At 40.5% G+C, this 19,079-nt stretch carries 15 protein-coding genes; 13 read left to right on the plus strand and 2 right to left on the minus strand.

The window, feature by feature from the left end; all coding sequences use genetic code 11:
• Position 1 precedes the first annotated feature (1 nt).
• Both fliD and E0E32_RS10105 read left to right on the plus strand, forming a co-directional pair.
• Positions 2 to 2,068, plus strand: a complete 2,067-nt coding sequence (gene fliD, locus E0E32_RS10100) for a flagellar filament capping protein FliD (RefSeq protein WP_066192331.1) — start codon at positions 2 to 4, stop codon at positions 2,066 to 2,068.
• Positions 2,069 to 2,087: 19 nt separating this feature from the next.
• The gene (locus E0E32_RS10105) at positions 2,088 to 2,264 is read left to right on the plus strand and encodes a YjfB family protein (protein ID WP_066192333.1); all 177 of its coding nucleotides are present in this window, start codon (positions 2,088 to 2,090) and stop codon (positions 2,262 to 2,264) included.
• Between the two features lie 132 nt (positions 2,265 to 2,396).
• On the opposite strand, the gene E0E32_RS10110 is transcribed toward E0E32_RS10105, so the two are convergent.
• On the minus strand, positions 2,397 to 2,777 hold the full coding sequence (locus tag E0E32_RS10110; RefSeq protein WP_165445014.1) for a hypothetical protein: 381 nt from the start codon (positions 2,775 to 2,777) through the stop codon (positions 2,397 to 2,399).
• A 190-nt stretch (positions 2,778 to 2,967) separates the two neighbouring features.
• Between E0E32_RS10110 and flaG the strand changes: the two genes are divergently transcribed.
• The 11 genes from flaG to E0E32_RS10165 all read left to right on the plus strand — a co-directional run bounded on the left by flaG (position 2,968) and on the right by E0E32_RS10165 (position 15,740).
• Positions 2,968 to 3,327, plus strand: coding sequence for a flagellar protein FlaG (flaG, locus tag E0E32_RS10115; RefSeq protein ID WP_066192338.1), 360 nt, complete (start codon positions 2,968 to 2,970; stop codon positions 3,325 to 3,327).
• A 28-nt stretch (positions 3,328 to 3,355) separates the two neighbouring features.
• Entirely contained in the window at positions 3,356 to 3,754 is a 399-nt protein-coding gene (fliS, locus tag E0E32_RS10120; RefSeq protein WP_066192339.1) for a flagellar export chaperone FliS, read from the plus strand.
• Positions 3,751 to 4,107 (plus strand): flagellar protein FliT, encoded by a 357-nt coding sequence (gene fliT / locus E0E32_RS10125; protein ID WP_066192341.1) that lies wholly within the window; start codon positions 3,751 to 3,753, stop codon positions 4,105 to 4,107. The genes fliS and fliT overlap by 4 nt, the downstream gene beginning before the upstream one ends.
• A 156-nt stretch (positions 4,108 to 4,263) precedes the next feature.
• Positions 4,264 to 4,824, plus strand: a complete 561-nt coding sequence (gene hpf, locus E0E32_RS10130; RefSeq protein WP_066192343.1) for a ribosome hibernation-promoting factor, HPF/YfiA family — start codon at positions 4,264 to 4,266, stop codon at positions 4,822 to 4,824.
• 406 nt (positions 4,825 to 5,230) lie between these two features.
• Complete coding sequence (secA, locus tag E0E32_RS10135) at positions 5,231 to 7,738, plus strand: preprotein translocase subunit SecA (RefSeq protein ID WP_066192345.1); 2,508 nt, start codon at positions 5,231 to 5,233, stop codon at positions 7,736 to 7,738.
• A 14-nt stretch (positions 7,739 to 7,752) separates the two neighbouring features.
• Positions 7,753 to 8,857, plus strand: a protein-coding gene (gene prfB / locus E0E32_RS10140; RefSeq protein ID WP_130859715.1) for a peptide chain release factor 2 whose coding sequence is annotated in 2 segments (ribosomal slippage) — positions 7,753 to 7,824 and positions 7,826 to 8,857 — 1,104 coding nt in all. Because the reading frame shifts where the segments join, the coding sequence is not laid out codon by codon here.
• Between the two features lie 567 nt (positions 8,858 to 9,424).
• Positions 9,425 to 10,111: a cell division ATP-binding protein FtsE gene (gene ftsE / locus E0E32_RS10145; protein WP_066192348.1), complete on the plus strand. Its 687-nt coding sequence runs from the start codon at positions 9,425 to 9,427 to the stop codon at positions 10,109 to 10,111.
• On the plus strand, positions 10,101 to 10,994 hold the full coding sequence (gene ftsX, locus E0E32_RS10150) for a permease-like cell division protein FtsX (RefSeq protein WP_066192349.1): 894 nt from the start codon (positions 10,101 to 10,103) through the stop codon (positions 10,992 to 10,994). Before ftsE ends, ftsX begins: the two co-directional genes overlap by 11 nt.
• 36 nt (positions 10,995 to 11,030) lie before the next feature.
• Positions 11,031 to 12,611: a murein hydrolase activator EnvC family protein gene (locus tag E0E32_RS10155; RefSeq protein WP_130859716.1), complete on the plus strand. Its 1,581-nt coding sequence runs from the start codon at positions 11,031 to 11,033 to the stop codon at positions 12,609 to 12,611.
• A 169-nt stretch (positions 12,612 to 12,780) separates the two neighbouring features.
• Positions 12,781 to 14,259, plus strand: a complete 1,479-nt coding sequence (locus E0E32_RS10160; RefSeq protein WP_130859717.1) for a S41 family peptidase — start codon at positions 12,781 to 12,783, stop codon at positions 14,257 to 14,259.
• 332 nt (positions 14,260 to 14,591) lie between these two features.
• Positions 14,592 to 15,740, plus strand: a complete 1,149-nt coding sequence (locus E0E32_RS10165; protein ID WP_066192354.1) for a PDZ domain-containing protein — start codon at positions 14,592 to 14,594, stop codon at positions 15,738 to 15,740.
• Positions 15,741 to 15,758: 18 nt separating this feature from the next.
• Here the strand turns inward: E0E32_RS10165 and E0E32_RS10170 are convergent, their stop codons facing one another.
• Positions 15,759 to 18,986 (minus strand): DEAD/DEAH box helicase, encoded by a 3,228-nt coding sequence (locus E0E32_RS10170; RefSeq protein WP_286171864.1) that lies wholly within the window; start codon positions 18,984 to 18,986, stop codon positions 15,759 to 15,761.
• Positions 18,987 to 19,079: the final 93 nt, after the last annotated feature.

Raw genomic sequence — 19,079 nt, forward strand, 5'->3', positions numbered from 1 at the left:
GATGAGAATTTCAGGTATGGCCAGTGGGATGGATATTGATCAGATGGTCAAAGACTTGATGAGAGCGGAAAGTATCCCGTTGCAAAAGATGGAGCAAGAAAAACAGGTTTTAGAATGGCGTCGTGATGATTATCGTGCCATGAACACCTTATTATTAGATTTTCGCACCAAGCTAGCCGAAATGAGAATGCCTAGCACCTATCGAGCTCGCCAGGTTGCCTCAACAAACGAAAATCTGATAACCGCAACCGCCAGCAGTGCTGCCTCCCAGTCATCCTTTGAAATTTCCAGGGTGGAGCAACTAGCCAAGTCGGCTTCTTGGGTGAATGGTGGGGGGATTGCTGGAGATGATTTTGATGCTGGTGGCCGGTTGATCGATCAGAAAGACTTATTAGGAAATGAGGGAGACTGGAAAAAGGGTGCTATTAAGCAGTTTAATGGTAGAGGTAATGAGGCTATCGAATTAGGCGAAGGTGTGGTAGCAGACGGAGTCAATGTTCGAGTGAATGGTAAAGGGTATGAAGTGGTAACGGATGAAGATGTTGAGTTAAACGACAATCAAGTATTATTAACCTCTGATGGTAAATTAACATTTAAAAATAACTTATCGGCAAATGATCGTGTTTCTGTTGATTATGTTACGACTGGTGAGAATATTGATGAAATCACCTTAACTGCAGAGAAGACATCTGGTATTACTTTAGGAGGACGTTCGATCGTTGCGGATAATGGATTTGAATTAACAGTGGATGGTAAGGAGTATAAAATCGACTTAAACAGTGAAAATGATGGGGTTTATCAGTTGGTGAATGCTGAGGATGAATCCGATGTGCTTGGTAGTATTAATGTACATACTGGTAGAGTAACGTTTGAAGAACCCATGGAAAAATCAGACGAAGATGCTGATATCGAAATTAAGGCATCTTATCAACAAAACTACACGACATTTTCAGTAGGATCCAATACTTCCAACGGAGAAACCTACCAAAGCTTTATTGTGCAAGGTAATGAATCGTTAAATCAGGTGGTTCGTCGTGTCAATGATGCCAATTTGGGTGTATCGATGACTTTTGATTCTTTCACTAACCAGCTTTCTATGCGCCGGACGGAGACGGGGATTTTTAGTGATGATGGCCAGGATATCAAGGTCAGCGGAAATTTTATTGAAAATACGCTTCGATTTAATAGTGAAGAGTCTTCCTTTCAAGCAGGCCAAAATGCCAAGTTCACCATCAATGGTTTAAATACCGAACGCACATCCAACAGCTTTCAAATGGATGGTGTGACCTTTCAATTAAGGCAAACTTTTAATAATACCGATGAGACTGACCCTATTCAGCCGGTTACCATTAATGTTACCAATGATGCCGAGGCCGTAGTGGAGCGGATTACAGAGTTTGTGGAGACCTATAACACCTTAATCGATTCAATCAATGGCAAGGTGAATGAGACCTTTCATCGTGACTATGATCCATTAACGGATGAAGAGCGGGAATCGTTATCGGACCGACAGCAAGAAGACTGGGAAGAAATGGCTAAGAGCGGTTTGTTGCGCCATGATTCGTTGCTTCAAAGTACCTTATCCAGTATGAGGAACGATTTTTATTCGCCTGTGGATACAGGAGAAGGGGCTGCTTATAATCAGCTTGCCCAAATTGGGATCACCACGACAAGGAACTATATGGATGGTGGTAAACTAGAGATCAATGAAGCAAAATTAAGAGAAGCGGTTGAAACCGATCCGTCAGCAGTAGAGGATCTCTTCCGTGTAGATGGCGAAACGCAGAGTGAAAAAGGAATCACCCAACGTCTTACCGATTCGGTTAATCAGTCCATGGATCGCATTTATGAACGTGCGGGAAGAGCAACCTATACCAATCAACAATTCACGATTGGACGAAACCTGGAGGATATGGAAGATCGCATTGCCAATTTTGAACGCAGATTAGAACAAACCGAACAGCGTTATTGGCGTCAATTCACAGCAATGGAGAAGGCGATGCAGCAAGCCAATAGCCAAGCTGCCTATATGATGCAGCAATTTGGCGGTGGAATGGGAATGATGTAAACAAAGGAGGCAGATAGGAATGGATATTGCAGCCTTATCTATTTTAATGAATCAGTCGCAAGTTCAGCAGCAGAAAGATATAGCCTTGATGAGTAAGGCGATGGATCAGGTAGAAGCTCAGTCCAATGACATGATCAAGCTGATGGAAAGCTCTGTCCAGCCTCACTTGGGGGGGAATATCGATCTGCAAGGATAAGATGGATAAAAAAGGGTCCCATCAGGACTCTTTTTTTGTTGGGACTATATAATCCCGTAGCATAGCAAAAAGATTGCTACTTGTGACTCTAGAGGCGAATTGTCTTCTGAATGATGGATGGAATCTGTTTCGTCAACAAAAAATGACGGCTAAAATCGGAGAGGGAAGCGCTGAAATGGTCGTCATCTCAGAAATGACGGCCAAAATCGGAGGAGAATCATGAAAAATGGTCGTCATCTCAGAAATGACGGCCAAAATCGGAGGAGAATCATGAAAAATGGTCGTCATCTCAGAAATGACGGCCAAAATCGGAGGAGAATCATGAAAAATGGTCGTCATCTCAGAAATGACGGCCAAAATCGGAGGAGAATCATGAAAAATGGGCGTCATCACGGAAATGACGGCCAAAACCGGAGGGGAATCATGAAAAATGGGCGTCATCACGGAAATGACGGCCAAAACCGGAGGGGAATCATGAAAAATGGGCGTCATCTCAGCAATGAAGACCAACACCAATGCAAAACCACATAAAAACCCGAATACACCCCATATTGCTACATCACAAGTTTCACCACTACATTGTCAATGAAAAGTTAGTACCTCATCTCACTCGTAAACCACCTCATTTATCCAAAAACTATTAAACATTTTATAAAAATGCCGATAATAGGAATAACAATAGAATGAGGAGCTGAGTTTTGTCATGGAAATTGGTAAAATGATCACTGGATCTCCACTCATGCAAACTAACACGACGATTGAGGCATCCAAATCTGCAAGAGAGCGATCCAATAACCATCGGCAAACGATCGAAACAAACATCAATGATATTGACATATCTAGCGATCAATTAAATGGAATGGTGGAAGGGCTGAATTCTTTTCTGGAATCAACCCAAACGAGTATTAGATATGAATTACATGAGAAATTAGATAGGTATTTTGTCAAAATTGTTGATCAGGATACCGAAGAAGTCGTCAGGGAAATACCACCTGAAAAAATGCTTGATGTCTACGCCTCCATGTTTGAATACATGGGTTTTATTGTAGATAAGAAAATATAGGAACTTGAACAGAGGGGGAAATGGCTTTATGGCTTATCAGCAGTATCAAACATATCAGCATAATTCTGTGAATACAGCTACACCAGGGGAATTAACGCTGATGTTATATAATGGGTCCTTGAAATTTATCAAACAAGCAAAAAAAGCGATAGAAAATGGTGATCATGCAAAAAAGAATCAAATGATTCAAAAAACACAAGATATTATTCGTGAATTAATGGTTACTTTGGACAGCGAGGCAGCAATTGCCAAACAGATCATGCCACTATATGACTTTGCCTATCACGCCCTTACACAGGCCAACATCAAGAATGACCTGGAACAACTGGATCAGGCTTATACCATCATGGAGGATTTTCGTAACACTTGGAAAGAAGTCATTAAAAAAGAACGTCTCCGTCAGCATGGGAAAGGTGTGAATGCATGAATGCCAGTATTCAAGCGTATATCGATGTCACGAAACGCATGCTTGTATTATTGAAGGATTCCAAGTCAGATAAGTCACGGGAAGAGCGAATCAAGCAGGTGACAGACTTGCTTACGGATCGCGATCAATACAAAGAGCAAATACGTCCTCCTTTTTCTGAAACGGATCAACAATTAGGTACGCAAGCCGTTGCATTGGATAAACAGCTACAGCAGAACTTAACACAAATGATGCAGCAGATTAAACAAGATATGCGTAACACAAAGAAGCAGACACGCTCCAACCATCATTATTTGAATCCATACAAAAATGTGGCCAATTATGATGGCAGATTTCTCGATTCCAAACAGTAGTCATCTATCGTGCGACCCGGTAAATCAGCGCTTATTCGATATGTAAAGAAATTGTTAAATAATTATGAATATTACTCGTTTATATATGCGAAAGTGTGGTATTATAGAATTATAAAGCGATCACAAGCTTTATAGTTTGAAAGGAGGACACTTTTTATGAAGTACAACATCCGAGGAGAAAATGTAGAAGTAACAAACGCAATCAAGGAGTACGTGGAACGCAAAATAGGGAAACTAGAAAGATATTTTGATACACCTCCCACTTCTGATGTAAATGTAAATATAAGTGTCTATAATGAGGAGCAGCAAATAGAAGTGACGATCCCCATGTCTAATCTACTGCTAAGAGCAGAGGAGCAACACCTCGATTTGTATGCTGCAATTGATCTTGTTGTTGACAAACTAGAGAGACAAATCCGCAAACACAAAACAAAAGTTAATCGTAAATTCCGTCAGCAAGGTGCGCCAAAGCATGTATTTGCTGAGATGGAAAAAGAAATTGCTGAAGCTAGGCAAGAAGACGAATTTGATGATAGCGAAATTGAAATTGTCAGGACTAAACGTTTTGACTTGAAACCAATGGATTCGGAAGAAGCAGTATTACAAATGGATATGCTGGGACATGCTTTCTTCGTATTTGAAAATGCCATAACCGGCAATACAAATGTCGTTTATCGACGCCGTGACGGCAGATATGGTTTAATTGAACCAAGTTAATATATACTTACGACAGAAACGACCAACAAAAGCTGGTCGTTTCTTTTTGATCATAGAATGTAATCGCTTTTTAAAGAGAGTACACATCGATTGTAATCTTTCATAAAAAAACATAAATTCTCATTTTCACTTCAAACAACCGCCATAAAATTCCTTTTCACTGATGAAATAATCTTGTTTTCTTGCTGTTACCTTGCATGAAAATACGATAATGCACATTTGGCACTGTTTATAGGCTATGGTATAAATAATATAGGGGGCGGGAAATCCACATCCTTTCAACTTTTATCTTCTCGCTTCCTTTTTTTGCGGAATATTTTCCTTTTTTTCATCCAAGTGTTATGATAAGGAATGGACAAATAAAAATAGTACAAACGGATCTTATGAAAAAAGAGGAGCGGCTAGAATGCGTGGATTATTGAAAAAAGTATTCGGTGATGGAAATCAACGACAGCTGAAAGGGCTAGAAAAACTTGCAGATGAAATAGAAGCGTTAGAGCCAACAATACAACTATTATCAGATGATGAACTAAAAAATAAAACAGACAGTTTTAAACAAAGATATGGGCAAGGCGAAACAGTTGATGATCTATTAGTAGAGGCCTTTGCAGTAGTGAGAGAGGCGGCCAAACGAGTGTTGGGTATGCGCCCTTTTTATGTTCAATTAGTTGGTGCTATTGCAATGCATAAAGGTAATATTGCGGAGATGAAGACGGGGGAAGGAAAGACCTTAGCTTCCACCATGCCCGCCTATTTAAATGCCTTGACAGGAGAAGGGGTCCATATCATCACTGTGAATGATTATCTGGCAGATCGTGACGCCCGTGAAATGGGAGAATTATATCAATTTCTTGGCCTATCGGTTGGCTTAAACCAAAATGGTATGGATAAAGATGCCAAGCGCGAGGCTTATGCGGCAGATATTACCTATGGTACGAATAATGAATTCGGCTTTGATTATTTACGAGACAATATGGTGTTATATAAGGAACAAATGGTGCAACGTCAACTGCATTTTGCCATTATTGATGAGGTTGACTCTATTTTAATTGATGAGGCTAGAACGCCTTTGATTATTTCAGGAACTGCACAAAAGTCAGCTACTCTCTATCAACGAGCAAATATGTTTGTAAGGACGTTAAGCCAAGATGATTATACGTATGATGAAAAGACAAAAGCGGTTCAGCTGACCGAAGAAGGAATGAACAAGGCTGAAAATTTCTTTAATATCGATAACCTGTTTGATTTAAATAATGTGACATTAACGCACCATATTAATCAAGGCTTGAAGGCGCATATCGCTATGCATAGAGATACGGATTATGTGGTGGAAGAGGAACAAGTGGTGATTGTCGATCAATTCACCGGCCGTTTAATGAAAGGACGTCGCTATAGTGATGGCCTGCACCAGGCAATTGAAGCAAAAGAAAATTTGCCAATCCAAAATGAAAGCATGACATTGGCGTCTATCACCTTCCAGAACTTTTTCCGGATGTATAATAAATTAGCGGGGATGACGGGTACGGCAAAAACAGAAGAAGAGGAATTCAGAAACATTTATGCCATGGATGTCATTGCGATCCCGACTAATAAGGAAATTATTCGTGAAGACCGCTCCGATCTAATCTTTAAATCAATGGATGGTAAATTTCAGGCGGTTGTCAATGAGATTAAACAACGCTATCAAATTGGACAACCAGTATTGGTAGGGACAGTGGCGGTGGAAACATCAGAAATTATCTCAAACTTGTTGAAAAAGGCTGGGGTAAAGCATAATGTGTTAAATGCCAAAAACCACTACCGAGAAGCTGAGATTATTGAAAATGCAGGTCAACAGCATGCCGTAACGATCGCAACCAATATGGCAGGTCGTGGTACGGATATTAAACTAGGAAAAGGAGTCACCGAATTAGGTGGTCTTGCCGTTATTGGCACCGAACGTCACGAGTCTCGTCGGATTGATAATCAATTACGTGGTCGTTCAGGACGTCAAGGTGATCCTGGTATTACGCAATTCTATCTATCGATGGAAGATGAGCTAATGCGTCGTTTTGGTTCTGATAATATGCGTAATATGATGGAGCGAATTGGTATGGATGATACACAACCAATTGAGAGTAAAATGGTTTCAAGGGCAGTAGAATCGGCACAAAAACGAGTAGAAGGAAACAACTTTGATGCACGTAAAACCGTCTTGTCCTATGACGATGTATTACGTCAGCAGCGTGAAATCATCTACAAACAACGTTTTGATGTGATAGATTCTGAAAACCTTCATGATATCATTGAGCAGATGATTCGCACAACCTTAGAAAGTACTGTATCTTCTTATGTCTCAGACGAAAGCGAAGAGGATACCAACTTGTCTGGTTTAGTCGAATATTTGCATGGTAATCTTTTAGAAGAGGAATGGGTAACAGAATCAGACCTGCAAGGGAAAGATAAAGAGGAAGTTATCGAATGGCTGATGACGAAAATCCAAGAGAAATATCAGCAAAAAGAAGAGGAATTTACTTCTGAGAAGATGCGTGAATTTGAGAAGGTTATCCTGCTGCGTACCGTGGATACCAAATGGATGGACCATATCGATCAAATGGACCAGCTTCGTCAAGGAATTCATTTACGAGCTTATGGACAAAACGATCCTCTTCGTGAATATCAGATGGAAGGCTTTGCGATGTTTGAGCAAATGGTCATGACGATCAATGAAGAAGTTGCCCGCTATGTCATGAAGGCTCAAATCAAAGATAATGTAAAACGTGAAGCAGTAGTGAAAGATACCCAAGCAGTATCTGGCGATGGTGAAAAGAAGAAAAAAGTGAAAAAACCATTTGTAAAGGCACAAGAAGTTGGACGGAATGATCCATGTCCTTGTGGCAGTGGGAAAAAATACAAAAACTGTCATGGAAGATAAGATGAGGTGGAATAATGGAATTAGTAGAAGTAAAACAGCAATTAAACAAAATGGCTAATCGTTTAGCGGACTTCAGGGGGTCTCTTTGACTTAGAAGCAAAGAGAGCTCGAATCGCTGAATTAGACGAGGAAATGACAGACCCCAATTTCTGGGATGATCAGCAACGTGCCCAGAAATTAATTGCCGAATCCAATGGCCTAAAAGAATTAGTCGAGAGTTTTGATGAAAATGAAGAATCCTTGGAGAATGCAGAGGTTTCTTATGAGTTGGTTAAAGAAGAGAATGATGAGGATTTACGAAATGATCTCGAGCAGGATGTGCAAGCGCTGGGTGAGGCATTAAATCGATTTGAATTGTTTATACTCTTGAGCGAACCATATGACAAAAACAATGCCATGTTAGAACTCCACCCAGGTGCTGGAGGTACGGAATCACAGGATTGGGCTAGTATGCTGTTGAGAATGTATACCAGATGGGCAGAAGCAAAAGGGTTTAAGGTAGAAACATTGGATTATTTACCTGGTGATGAAGCTGGTATAAAAAGTGTAACCTTATTAATTAAAGGTCATAATGCCTATGGTTATCTAAAGGCAGAAAAAGGAGTACATCGTTTGGTTCGAATTTCCCCTTTTGATTCTTCTGGACGGCGCCATACCTCGTTTGTTTCTTGCGATGTGACACCAGAATTAGATGATGATATTGATGTGGATATTAATCCTGAAGATATTAAGGTGGATACGTATCGTTCTAGTGGAGCGGGTGGACAGCATGTCAATACGACCGATTCAGCCGTCCGTATGACGCACCTCCCTACGAACACGGTGGTCACCTGCCAGTCAGAACGGTCCCAAATCAAAAACAGGGAACAAGCACTAAAGATGTTAAAGGCAAAGCTATACCAACTGGAAATGGAGAAACAGAGGCAAGAAAAGGAAGCTCTCCGCGGCGAACAAAAAGAAATTGGCTGGGGAAGTCAGATTCGCTCGTATGTATTTCATCCGTACTCGATGGTGAAGGATCATCGCACTGACCACGAAACAGGTAACACCCAAGCTGTGATGGATGGCGAGCTCGATCATTTTATTGATGCCTATTTACGCATTTCTATGAATAAATAAGAATAATATAAAAGCGGCAAGTAACATGATCTGAATTCAGGTTACTGCCGCTTTTGTTATACCCCTAGAGCACATCTCTCCAAAGCAAGACATGTATAAACCGCATAATATATGAGAGTTAAGGATTCACTGAAGTATAGTGAATAATAACCACTCCACTTTAAAAGCCGTGTCCACATTTTTCTAAAGAAATCCTCGATGCACCACTTATTTTTTTTTATATGCTCCAATGTTTATTCCTTCTGATTATAATGAATTATTTTGACGAAATATGCTTGCTTAGGAATCACGAAGGTGTTAATATGCTGGAGTGATAGGCGGAGCATTTGTCAAAAAACTCCTTCCTGCGACACGCGAGTTTTAGTTAGCAAAAAACGTGCTAATGACTTATCCCCCTTTACCCGATTATTACAAAATCAAACATTTGAAATGAAATTGTAATATAATTTTCGTCAAAAAAAGGTGTAATTAATGTTATAATGTAAAAAGTGTGAGGGGATTCTGTCGATATTTTACATATTATGACACTAGCTTTATAAATCTATTACAAACAAAGGTGATATATATATGATAGAAATGAAAGATGTCCATATGACATATCCAAACGGGGTCATTGCTCTGAATGGAATCAACGTGAAGATTAAACAAGGGGAATTTGTTTATATCGTTGGTCCGAGTGGTGCCGGAAAATCTACATTTACAAAGATGTTATTCCGCGAAGAAGTACCCGATAAGGGTAAGGTGACCATCAACCATACCGATACCTCGAGTTTAAAATGGAAAGAAGTCCCTTATTTCAGAAGAAATGTAGGGGTTGTATTCCAAGATTTTCGATTACTGCCAAGGATGACGGTTTATGAAAATATTGCATTTGCCCTAGAGGTGATAGAAGAGTCGCCACGTAGTATTCGTAAACGAGTGATGGACGTCTTAGAGCAAGTAGGATTGAAAAATAAGGCGCGCTTTATTCCAGATGAATTGTCTGGTGGGGAACAGCAGCGGGTGACCATCGCACGGGCTGTTGTTAATCGTCCTTCTTTATTAATTGCGGATGAGCCAACTGGAAATCTCGATCCTGAGACATCTTGGGAAATTATGCGTATTTTGGAAGAAATAAATGCAAGTGGCACGACCGTGTTAATGGCCACACACAGTAAAGAAATCGTAAATGCGGTGAAAAAGCGAGTCATTGCAATAGAAGATGGCGTCATTGTCCGTGACGAGCATCGAGGAGAGTATGGATATGAAATTTAGTACGTTAAAGCGACACCTAAAAGAAGGAGCCAAGAATACTTGGCGTAATGGCTGGATGACAATAGCTTCGGTAGGGGCGGTTACAACAACCCTGATACTAGTAGGCGTATTTTTAGTATTAATGCTGAACTTAAACCACATTGCCGACGAACTGGAAGAAGATGTGCAGATCAAGGCATTAGTGGAGTTAACGACAGAAGAGGAAGATATTGATGAAATAGAGGAAGGAATTGACCAAATTTCGGGGATTGAGAGTGTAGAATTTCTTTCCAGAGAAGAAGAATTAGATAGTTTAATAGAAAGTTTCGGTGAGCAAGGTCAGGCATGGGGATTGTATGAACAAGATAACCCATTGAATGATGCCTTTGTCGTCAGTGCGACAGATCCGCAAGAAACAGAGAGAATAGCAGAAGAAATTGAAGAAATTGATTTTGTCGATAGTGTTAATTACGGTCAAGAATATGTGGATACACTGTTTGAATTCAATAATTATGCTAGAAATATAGGTTTGGTATTAATTGTCGCATTGGTGTTTACGGCTATTTTCTTGATATCTAACACGATCAAAATAACCATTATGGCTAGAAAGAAAGAGATAGGAATTATGAAATTGGTAGGTGCAACCAATAACTTTATTCGCCTTCCATTCTTTGTAGAAGGATTATTGTTAGGAGTCCTGGGAAGTCTTATTCCGATAGGGATCATTCTTGGGGGGTACTATTATTTGACCCAAAATATCGTTGTTTTCCAAGAATTTAATTTTATAAAGATACTCTCATTTTATCCATTTGCCTTCCAAGTTGCCGGTATTATTCTAGCAATTGGTGCCATCATTGGTGTGTGGGGAAGCTTGATGAGTGTTCGGAAGTTTTTAAAAGTATAGACACAGAAAAGATCGACGAGAGGGGAATCGTGATTTATGCGAAAAAGAATGCTGACAATGGGAATGACTGTACTACTTACTGGTTTTTTTACTTTCCAAACCGTCTCTGCTGAATCATCAGAAGACGTACAGCAGGAAATTGACTCATTGCAACGAGAGCAAGAGGAATTAAATCAAAAGTCGAACGAAACACAACAAGAAAAACAACAAACAGAAGAAAAAATTTCCGAAAATCAATCGAAGCAATCATCAACAGAAAGTGAACTTGACAATATTAATGCTGACCTCGAAGAGACGCAAGCGGAACTAGAAGCAAAACAGGCAGAGGTTTCTGAAACAAATGGCAAGATCGCTGATACAGAGGCAGATATTACAGCAACAGAAGATGAAATTGCACAAGTGAAAGAAGAAATTGAACGTTTAGAAGAAGAAATTAAACAATTAGAAGAAGAGATTGTGGAGTTAGAAGAAAAAATTGCTTCGCGTGAGAAATTATTAAAAGAAAGATTACGATCCATGCAGCAAAATGGCGGGAACACCAATTATTTGGAAGTATTGCTTGGTGCAAAGGACTTTGGTGATTTCATCAACCGTGCCACGGCTGTGAATAAGATAATGGATTCCGATAAGAAAATTATGGAAGAGCAAGAAGCGGACAAGAAGAAGTTAGAAGAAAACAAAACCAAAGTTGAGGCAAATAAACAAGCGGTCGAAGAGAATAAACAATCATTAGAAGACAAGCAAGCTTCTTTAGAGGAAAGCAAAAGTGCCCTAGAGGATGAGAAAGGACAGCTGCTTTCTCAAGAAGAAGAGCTAGAAGGTATCCAATCTACTTTAAATGATCAGGTGTCCGAAAAAGAAGCGATCATGGGTGATCTTGAAGTAGAAGAAGAAAGTTTACAAGAAGAACAATTAACACAGGAAGAGGAACAGCAATTAATCAATGCACAGGCAGCAGCAATTGAACAGGCAATGGCTGATGCAGAATCAGAAAAACAACGTCTCGAGCAACAAGCAAAAGAAGAAGCAGAGCGTAAAGAAAGAGAAAGAAAAGAAGCGGAACGTAAGGCTGCGGAAGAAAAAAAAGCGAGTGAATCAAGTAGCGATCAAAGCAGTGGAAGTGATCAAAGCACTAGCGGTGGTAGCGACGATGGTGATGAGGAAGAACCATCTACACCATCAACGACACAAACTGCGACTCAATCAGTAAGCAGCAGTGGTTTTATTCGTCCGACAAATGGATCGATTTCTTCACCTTTTGATCCTAATCGACTACATCCTATTCATGGAGTGGTAAAACCACACAATGGTACAGACTTCACCTCTTCAGCTGGATTGTCGATTAAGGCAGCGGCAAGTGGTACAGTCTCCTTTGCAGGTTGGATGAGTGGTTATGGAAACACGATTATGATTACACACTATATTGATGGCAAGGCCTATTCCACCTTATATGGACACTTGGCAAGCATAAACGTTTCAAACGGACAATCGGTCAGCCAAGGGCAAAACATTGCAGTTATGGGGAATACTGGTGGTTCAACGGGTGTACATTTACACTTTGAAATCCATCCAGGCGGTTATAAAAACCCAGTTGATCCAATGCAATACCTTAACTAATAGTGATTCGTAACTGACATTTACATAAAAAGACATCACAAAATACTTGTGATGTCTTTTTTAAACCTTCATAATATAGAAGTAGAGGCGTAGATTTATAATAGAGATAAAAGTAATAAAAAGGAAGTGTGGACAACGGCCTCATTTTCTAATATAACGAGGTGGAGCAATGAATATGAACAAGAAAAAATTTGTTTTAATAATGGTTTTATCTGCTTGCTTGGGAGCCGTCATTACTTTTGCTGGTATATCGGTATTTAGCAGTGGCTTGTTGACGGAAAACAATCAAGGCAGTGTGGCAGGCTCAGATAGCGGCTTATCCTTAGGCGCGCAGCAAGGCGAGGAAGTCAGTTCTGGCGAAATGGAAAAGGTGGCTAATGCATTTTCTGTTATTAAGCAAAATTATGTGGAAGGTGCAGAGGATGACCAATTGATTGAAGGGGCGATTCAAGGAATGCTTGAATCACTGGATGATCCACATAGTGTTTATATGGATCAAGAAACCATGGAGCAATTTAATGAGCAGATTGAATCGTCCTTTGAAGGTATCGGCACAGAGGTATCTATGCAGAATGGTAAGGTCACCATTATTGCTCCAATCAAGGATACACCTGCGGAAAAAGAGGGCTTAAGGCCAAATGATCAAATTCTAGCGGTGGACGGCGAAAGTATAGAAGGTCTTGATTTATATGAAGCGGTTAATAAGATCCGCGGAGAAAAAGGAACGGAAGTAGTCTTAGATATCCAACGTCCAGGCGTAGAAGAAACCTTGGAGGTAGAGATAACCAGGGATTCCATCCCGATTGAAACGGTATATTCAGAGACAGAAGAAGTGGATGGTAAATTGATCGGTGTGTTACAGTTAACCTCTTTTGCGGAAGATACTGCCGCTGATATCGAACAGGAGTTGACCAATTTAGAAGATCAAGGCATTGAAGGGCTTGTGATCGATGTGCGTGGTAATCCAGGTGGTTTACTGCCTGCCGTACAGGATATATTGAAGCAGTTTATCCCTGAAGACAAGCCTTATATGCAGACAGAGGATCCGACTGGTAAGAAAACCAGATATTTCTCCGATACGGATGAGGTCAAGGATTACCCGATTGTCACCTTAATTAATGAGGGAAGTGCTTCGGCTTCTGAGATATTGGCAAGTGCGCTAAATGAAACACAAGGCTATGATATCGTAGGAGAAACATCCTTTGGAAAAGGAACGGTGCAACAGACGGTTTCGATGGGGGATGGCAGTACGATAAAAATCACCACACTTAAATGGTTAACACCGGATGGTAATTCTATCAATGAAGTAGGTGTAGAGCCAACCATTGAACAAAAAATGCCTGATTATTATTACACAAGTCCGATTCAAATTGATCAACCGCTAAGCTTTGATCAAAGTGATAGTAAAATTGCCAATGCGCAAACCATGTTGGATGGCTTAGGCTATTCCCCTGGACGAACAGATGGTTATTTTAATGAGGAGACGCAACAGGCTGTGGAATCATTCCAGTCCGACCATGATCTATCTGCCAACGGAGAAATCAATGAAGAGACAGCAGAAGTGTTACAGACCGAGATCATTGAACATGTAAGAGATGGGGAAGACGACCTGCAACTGGAAAAGGCATTAGAAGCAGTTACGCAATAAGGCTCATTGAATAAAAGGGAGGGGATTCATTCTCTTCCTTTTTGTTTGTTAACTTTTAAGCTTATGGACAGAGGACGGAGATTCGCTCTCTCTAGTCCGTAAGAAATCCTATTTCCTGGTGCTGCCTCTCCTTGAAGTACTCGTCAGGCATAGCAAAACAAACAAACTTTTCACTAGGGAATTCAAATAATGGAAAGCCACATTTGCGTTTCACCGCAATTAATAGTAAAGTATGAATAGATTATCTTGCAAACTAATAAGCTATTAAAACGTAATGAAGCGTCATCATACAAAATGAACATAGTCAGAAGGGATTGTTTAAGGTGGAATGGTTGACAGAGATTGGCTTAACAATTGGTCGTGCTTTTATACAGCCGTTTATCTATTTATTTTTTCTATTGATTTGGTTAAGTGGATACCTGCGAATGAAAAAAGATAGAAAAACGACAGGTGCTAGGGTTTCTCCCTTTTTTTATGAAACAAGACATACTTGGTCAATCTCCTTGATCGCTGGTTTATTATTGTCTATTCTGGCGATTCTAAGCGGCTTCATTTTTACCGTGCCGTTTGCGCTTCTCGTTGGAGCAGTGATGTTACTGGTTGGCCTTGCTGGAAGATTCAGCTGGCTGTCGGCGGGATATGCTTTAACGATTGCCTCCTTGTTGCTAATTGTTATTCAAATGTATGGAGAGCCTTATCTGCCAGCATTTATCATGGAATATGCCCAAGAGATAGATGTGTTTTTTCTCCCGTTCTTGATCGGCTTATTATTATTAATAGAAGCTTGTCATTTATGGAGGATTAGGAGTGAAGACAGTTTTCCTGAATACATAAAAAGTGTCAGAGGTAAAAGGATAGGACAGCATCGTATCAAAAAAATAACCCTTATTCCGATTCTGACGCTTTTACCTGGAGGGTGGATCGAACCATTTGCCGATTGGTGGCCGTTGATTCCCATTGGTGAACAGTCTTATGCCCTGATTCTGGTTCCTTATTTATTGGGTTTTGAATATGTGGTGAAGACAAGCTTACCTCAAACGGCTGGTAAGTGGCTGGGCAATCGCCATCTTTGGTTAGCTTTAGTCGTGCTTCTGCTCTCTGCTGGCAGTTATTATATTGACTGGGTCGGCTATATTGCTTTAGCGGTAGCCTTGTTTGGAAAAGAGGTTATTTACTATTTCCTCCGCAGACAAGAGAAGAAACAACGTATGTATTTCCAACCCCATGAACAGCATTTGCTTGTGCTGGGCATCTTAGCGGACACACCAGCTGTTGATTTAGGTTTAGTACCGGGGGAACAGATTATTAAAGTGAATGATCAAAATGTCAGCACAGAAGATGAATTTTATCAGGTCATCAATCAAAACCGTGCTTACTGTAAGCTTAGTATTAAGGATTTAGATGGGGAAATTCGTTTTGCGCAGCGAGCTTTATATGATGGAGATCACTATAAATTAGGGATTTTATTTGTTTCCCAATGAAAAAACAGGAGGGCCCGATTAAAGGCTCTCCTGTTTTTCGTTAAACTGTAATAGCTCGCGAATCTCTTCCTCTGATAATTTAGATAACAAGGTTTCACCAGGCTGAATAATTTGATCAACCAGCTCTCTTTTTTTGTGCTGGAGTTGATAAATTTTCTCCTCAATCGTTCCTTCTGTAATAAAACGAATAACCTGCACGACATTTTTTTGTCCAATTCGATGGGCCCTTCCAGCTGCTTGCTCTTCAACGGCAGGGTTCCACCATAGATCATATAAGATTACGGTGTCTGCACCGGTTAGATTCAATCCAGTTCCCCCAGCCTTTAAGGAGATCAAAAAGAAACCACGTTCGCCGCTGTTAAATGCCTCGACCATTTCCAAGCGTTGAGAGGAAGGAGTAGAGCCATCTAGATAGAAGACATCCTTTCCATTGGCTGTTAAGGTGTCACGAATCATGGACAGCATGCTGGAAAATTGGGAAAAAATCAAGGTCCTTTTTCCGTTTGCTTCCAGCTCGTCAGTCAGGCTGACTAATTGTTCCAACTTACCAGATTTGCCTGTGTAGTTTTCTAAAAAGAGGCTGGGGTGACAACAAATTTGCCGTAACCTCGTTAATCCGGCTAAGATTTGCAGCTTGCCTCGCTCAAAGCCGCTGGAGGCAATCGTTTCATCCAGTTCTGACTGAATCCGCTGTAGGTAACCAATGTAGACTTCTTTTTGTTCTTTAGTTAACTCCGAGTATTGCACGGATTCGATTTTATCCGGTAATTCATCTAATACTTCCCGTTTGATTCTTCGTAAGATAAAGGGACGGGTGATTTTGGCGATATAATCAGGGTGCATATTGCTAAAGGATTTCTTATTGCCAAACAGTCCAGGCGAAATCGTATAAAAAATCGACCATAGCTCATCTAATGCATTCTCAATCGGCGTACCACTTAAGGCGAAAAACTGTTTGCCTTGTAAGGCGCGTACCGATTTAGCGGTAAGTGTTAAATGATTTTTAATCGCTTGCGCTTCGTCCAAAATAATACAATCAAAAAGGTGCTCTTCGTACATGGAATAATCTTTGCGCAGGATCGGATAGGATGTAATAATCACATCTGTCTCCGTGAGTGTTTCTAATAATTGTTCCCGTTCTTGCTTATTGCCGATCATCACCGCTGATGATAAACTTGGCGCAAATTTCTCGATTTCCTTTTGCCAATTATATAATAAGGAGGCAGGGGCAACGACAAGTGCCTGGTAATTTCCCTTGCTTTGACTAGCTTCAGAGAGTATATAACTAATCGTTTGCAAGGTTTTTCCCAGCCCCATATCATCGGCCAGAATGCCGCCTAAATGATAATGGGAGAGTGCCTTCATCCACTGATATCCCGTTACTTGGTAATCCCGCATGTCAGCCTGGAGTTGGTCTGGTAAAGCAAATTGCAACTTTTCAGGGTGTTTTAATTCTTCCAGCATCGTTTGAAACGCCTGACTATAACGGAGATCTGTTTTATTTAGCGCTTCTTCTACTTGAAAGGTACGGGCAGCAGGTACTTTCACCTCTCCGTCTTCCAATTGACCTTTGCTTAATTGCAAGGCCTCCTGTAATTGATGAAAGGAGGAGAAATCTTCCCTGTCCAAATTGATAAGCGTGCCGTTCGGGATGCGATAATACCTTTTTTTCTCGATTAAGGCTTGAAGAATCTGCTGAACATCTTGGTCAGAGATACCTTCAATGTTAAAAGAGATGTCTAGCATGCCCTCGATCGATTGATAATCAACCGATGATTGCAGTTGGATATCGTCTAACCCACTGGCCATTTGTTTCACACTTTGTGCCAAGTAAATCGTAGCGATCTGTTCCAGTTGTTCCACGCCATCATGAATAAAATGAAAAATCGCATCATCGTTGAACAGATAATAGGTTTGATTCATTTCCATAAAGGCTTGCTCATGGATGGTTTCAATAACCTGATTTTCTCGATAGGTATCCCGTTTCACAATTTTTCCAGAGTATCGGTTATCGGAAAAAGGGGTGAACACCTCGCTACCATAGTGAAATTCCACTACAGCTTTTAAGGCACCTTCCACTTCATCGATATATACCTTTGTTTCCAAGGGTTCCGTATTGATTTGTTCCTTCATTGGTTCGGACAGCTTGATATTTCCTACTTGTTCGAACTGTGGCAGGACATTCTGGACAAACTCATTCATTTCATCCGCCGATATTGTCTGTTTTGCCTTATTTGAAAAAGGAATCACCCGAAATAATTTATCCATGATTTGTTTTTGTTCGTAGGTGATTTTGTAAAAATATTGATCATGAATCACATAGTAATAACTTTCTAAAAAAAAGTAATGAGATAGGTCAGTTATCTCCAGAGTATAACGTTTGGAAGCCTGGTAATCCAAGTGAAATTGTAATTGTTCATTCATATTTTCCACTTGAATGGCGCTATATTCTTTATTCGACGCAGAGCGAAAGGTGTAGTTCATCCCTGATAGCTGTTGTAACAGCTGATCTGTTAAACTTGGCGGGATTAATATGCTGCGCGGTTGTTCCATCTTTAGGACATAATTAGTACCTAACAGCTTTTCTTGCTCCCAACAAGCCACTAACATTTCCAGCATTTGTTTATCTTTTATCGAAAAATAATCGGTATTAGGTTGAAAGGTATAGCTCTGATTGACTTTATAAGGCTGATTTTTTTGAAATGCCTTGATAAATTCTCGGATATCACGAATGACATAAGGCCGTTTGTGTCCAAGCTTGAGTTCCATACTTAAGACATGTTGCCCTGTTTTATTTGATTTATGGAGGCATAAGATATATTCCGTTGTTACCATTAATGACTCCTGATGGGATTCTTGACTCGCTTCCTGTGGAGATCGAAAGCTATGCAGCAATTGTTTTGCAAATAAATCGGTCTCTTGCGTTGGCAGCGGGGAGGTTCCTCGATCCACTGCGAACCGTTTGCGATTGGAAGAATCCTGCTGCGTGATGGCTAGTAGAACCGCCGCAACATGCTTACACGTACCATGTGTAGCAAAGGCGGGACAGTTGCAGGTGGCGTCTGCACGTAAATCATTATTAAAATAAATTCTTACCGTGTAAATCTTCGACCCCTTGACTAGTCCGCGCCAGGAGTTAGCTTCTGGATTATAGGAAAGACCATAGACCTTTCCATCTTCAAAATAGCTTTTCCCTCGCCGATAGAAGCGATCACCGGTGAGTTCGCGAATTGATTGTTTCGACATGTTGATCTTTTGCAAAACGATCCCATCCTTATTAAAAGAATTCATCATTCCATTATAGCAGATTCTGCAAGTAATCACGAGCTTGTTACTGTT

Source organism: Gracilibacillus phocaeensis (assembly GCF_900626275.1).
GTDB classification, from domain to species: domain Bacteria; phylum Bacillota; class Bacilli; order Bacillales; family Amphibacillaceae; genus Gracilibacillus; species Gracilibacillus timonensis.

Excerpts from the sequence above, each read along its gene's own strand:
- fliD (WP_066192331.1), top strand. The coding sequence starts at position 2 with ATGAGAATTTCAGGTATGGCCAGTGGGATGGATATTGATCAGATGGTC.
- E0E32_RS10105 (WP_066192333.1), top strand. The coding sequence starts at position 2,088 with ATGGATATTGCAGCCTTATCTATTTTAATGAATCAGTCGCAAGTTCAG.
- flaG (WP_066192338.1), top strand. The coding sequence starts at position 2,968 with ATGGAAATTGGTAAAATGATCACTGGATCTCCACTCATGCAAACTAAC.
- fliS (WP_066192339.1), top strand. The coding sequence starts at position 3,356 with ATGGCTTATCAGCAGTATCAAACATATCAGCATAATTCTGTGAATACA.
- fliT (WP_066192341.1), top strand. The coding sequence starts at position 3,751 with ATGAATGCCAGTATTCAAGCGTATATCGATGTCACGAAACGCATGCTT.
- hpf (WP_066192343.1), top strand. The coding sequence starts at position 4,264 with ATGAAGTACAACATCCGAGGAGAAAATGTAGAAGTAACAAACGCAATC.
- secA (WP_066192345.1), top strand. The coding sequence starts at position 5,231 with ATGCGTGGATTATTGAAAAAAGTATTCGGTGATGGAAATCAACGACAG.
- ftsE (WP_066192348.1), top strand. The coding sequence starts at position 9,425 with ATGATAGAAATGAAAGATGTCCATATGACATATCCAAACGGGGTCATT.
- ftsX (WP_066192349.1), top strand. The coding sequence starts at position 10,101 with ATGAAATTTAGTACGTTAAAGCGACACCTAAAAGAAGGAGCCAAGAAT.
- E0E32_RS10155 (WP_130859716.1), top strand. The coding sequence starts at position 11,031 with ATGCGAAAAAGAATGCTGACAATGGGAATGACTGTACTACTTACTGGT.
- E0E32_RS10160 (WP_130859717.1), top strand. The coding sequence starts at position 12,781 with ATGAATATGAACAAGAAAAAATTTGTTTTAATAATGGTTTTATCTGCT.
- E0E32_RS10170 (WP_286171864.1), bottom strand. The coding sequence starts at position 18,986 with ATGTCGAAACAATCAATTCGCGAACTCACCGGTGATCGCTTCTATCGG.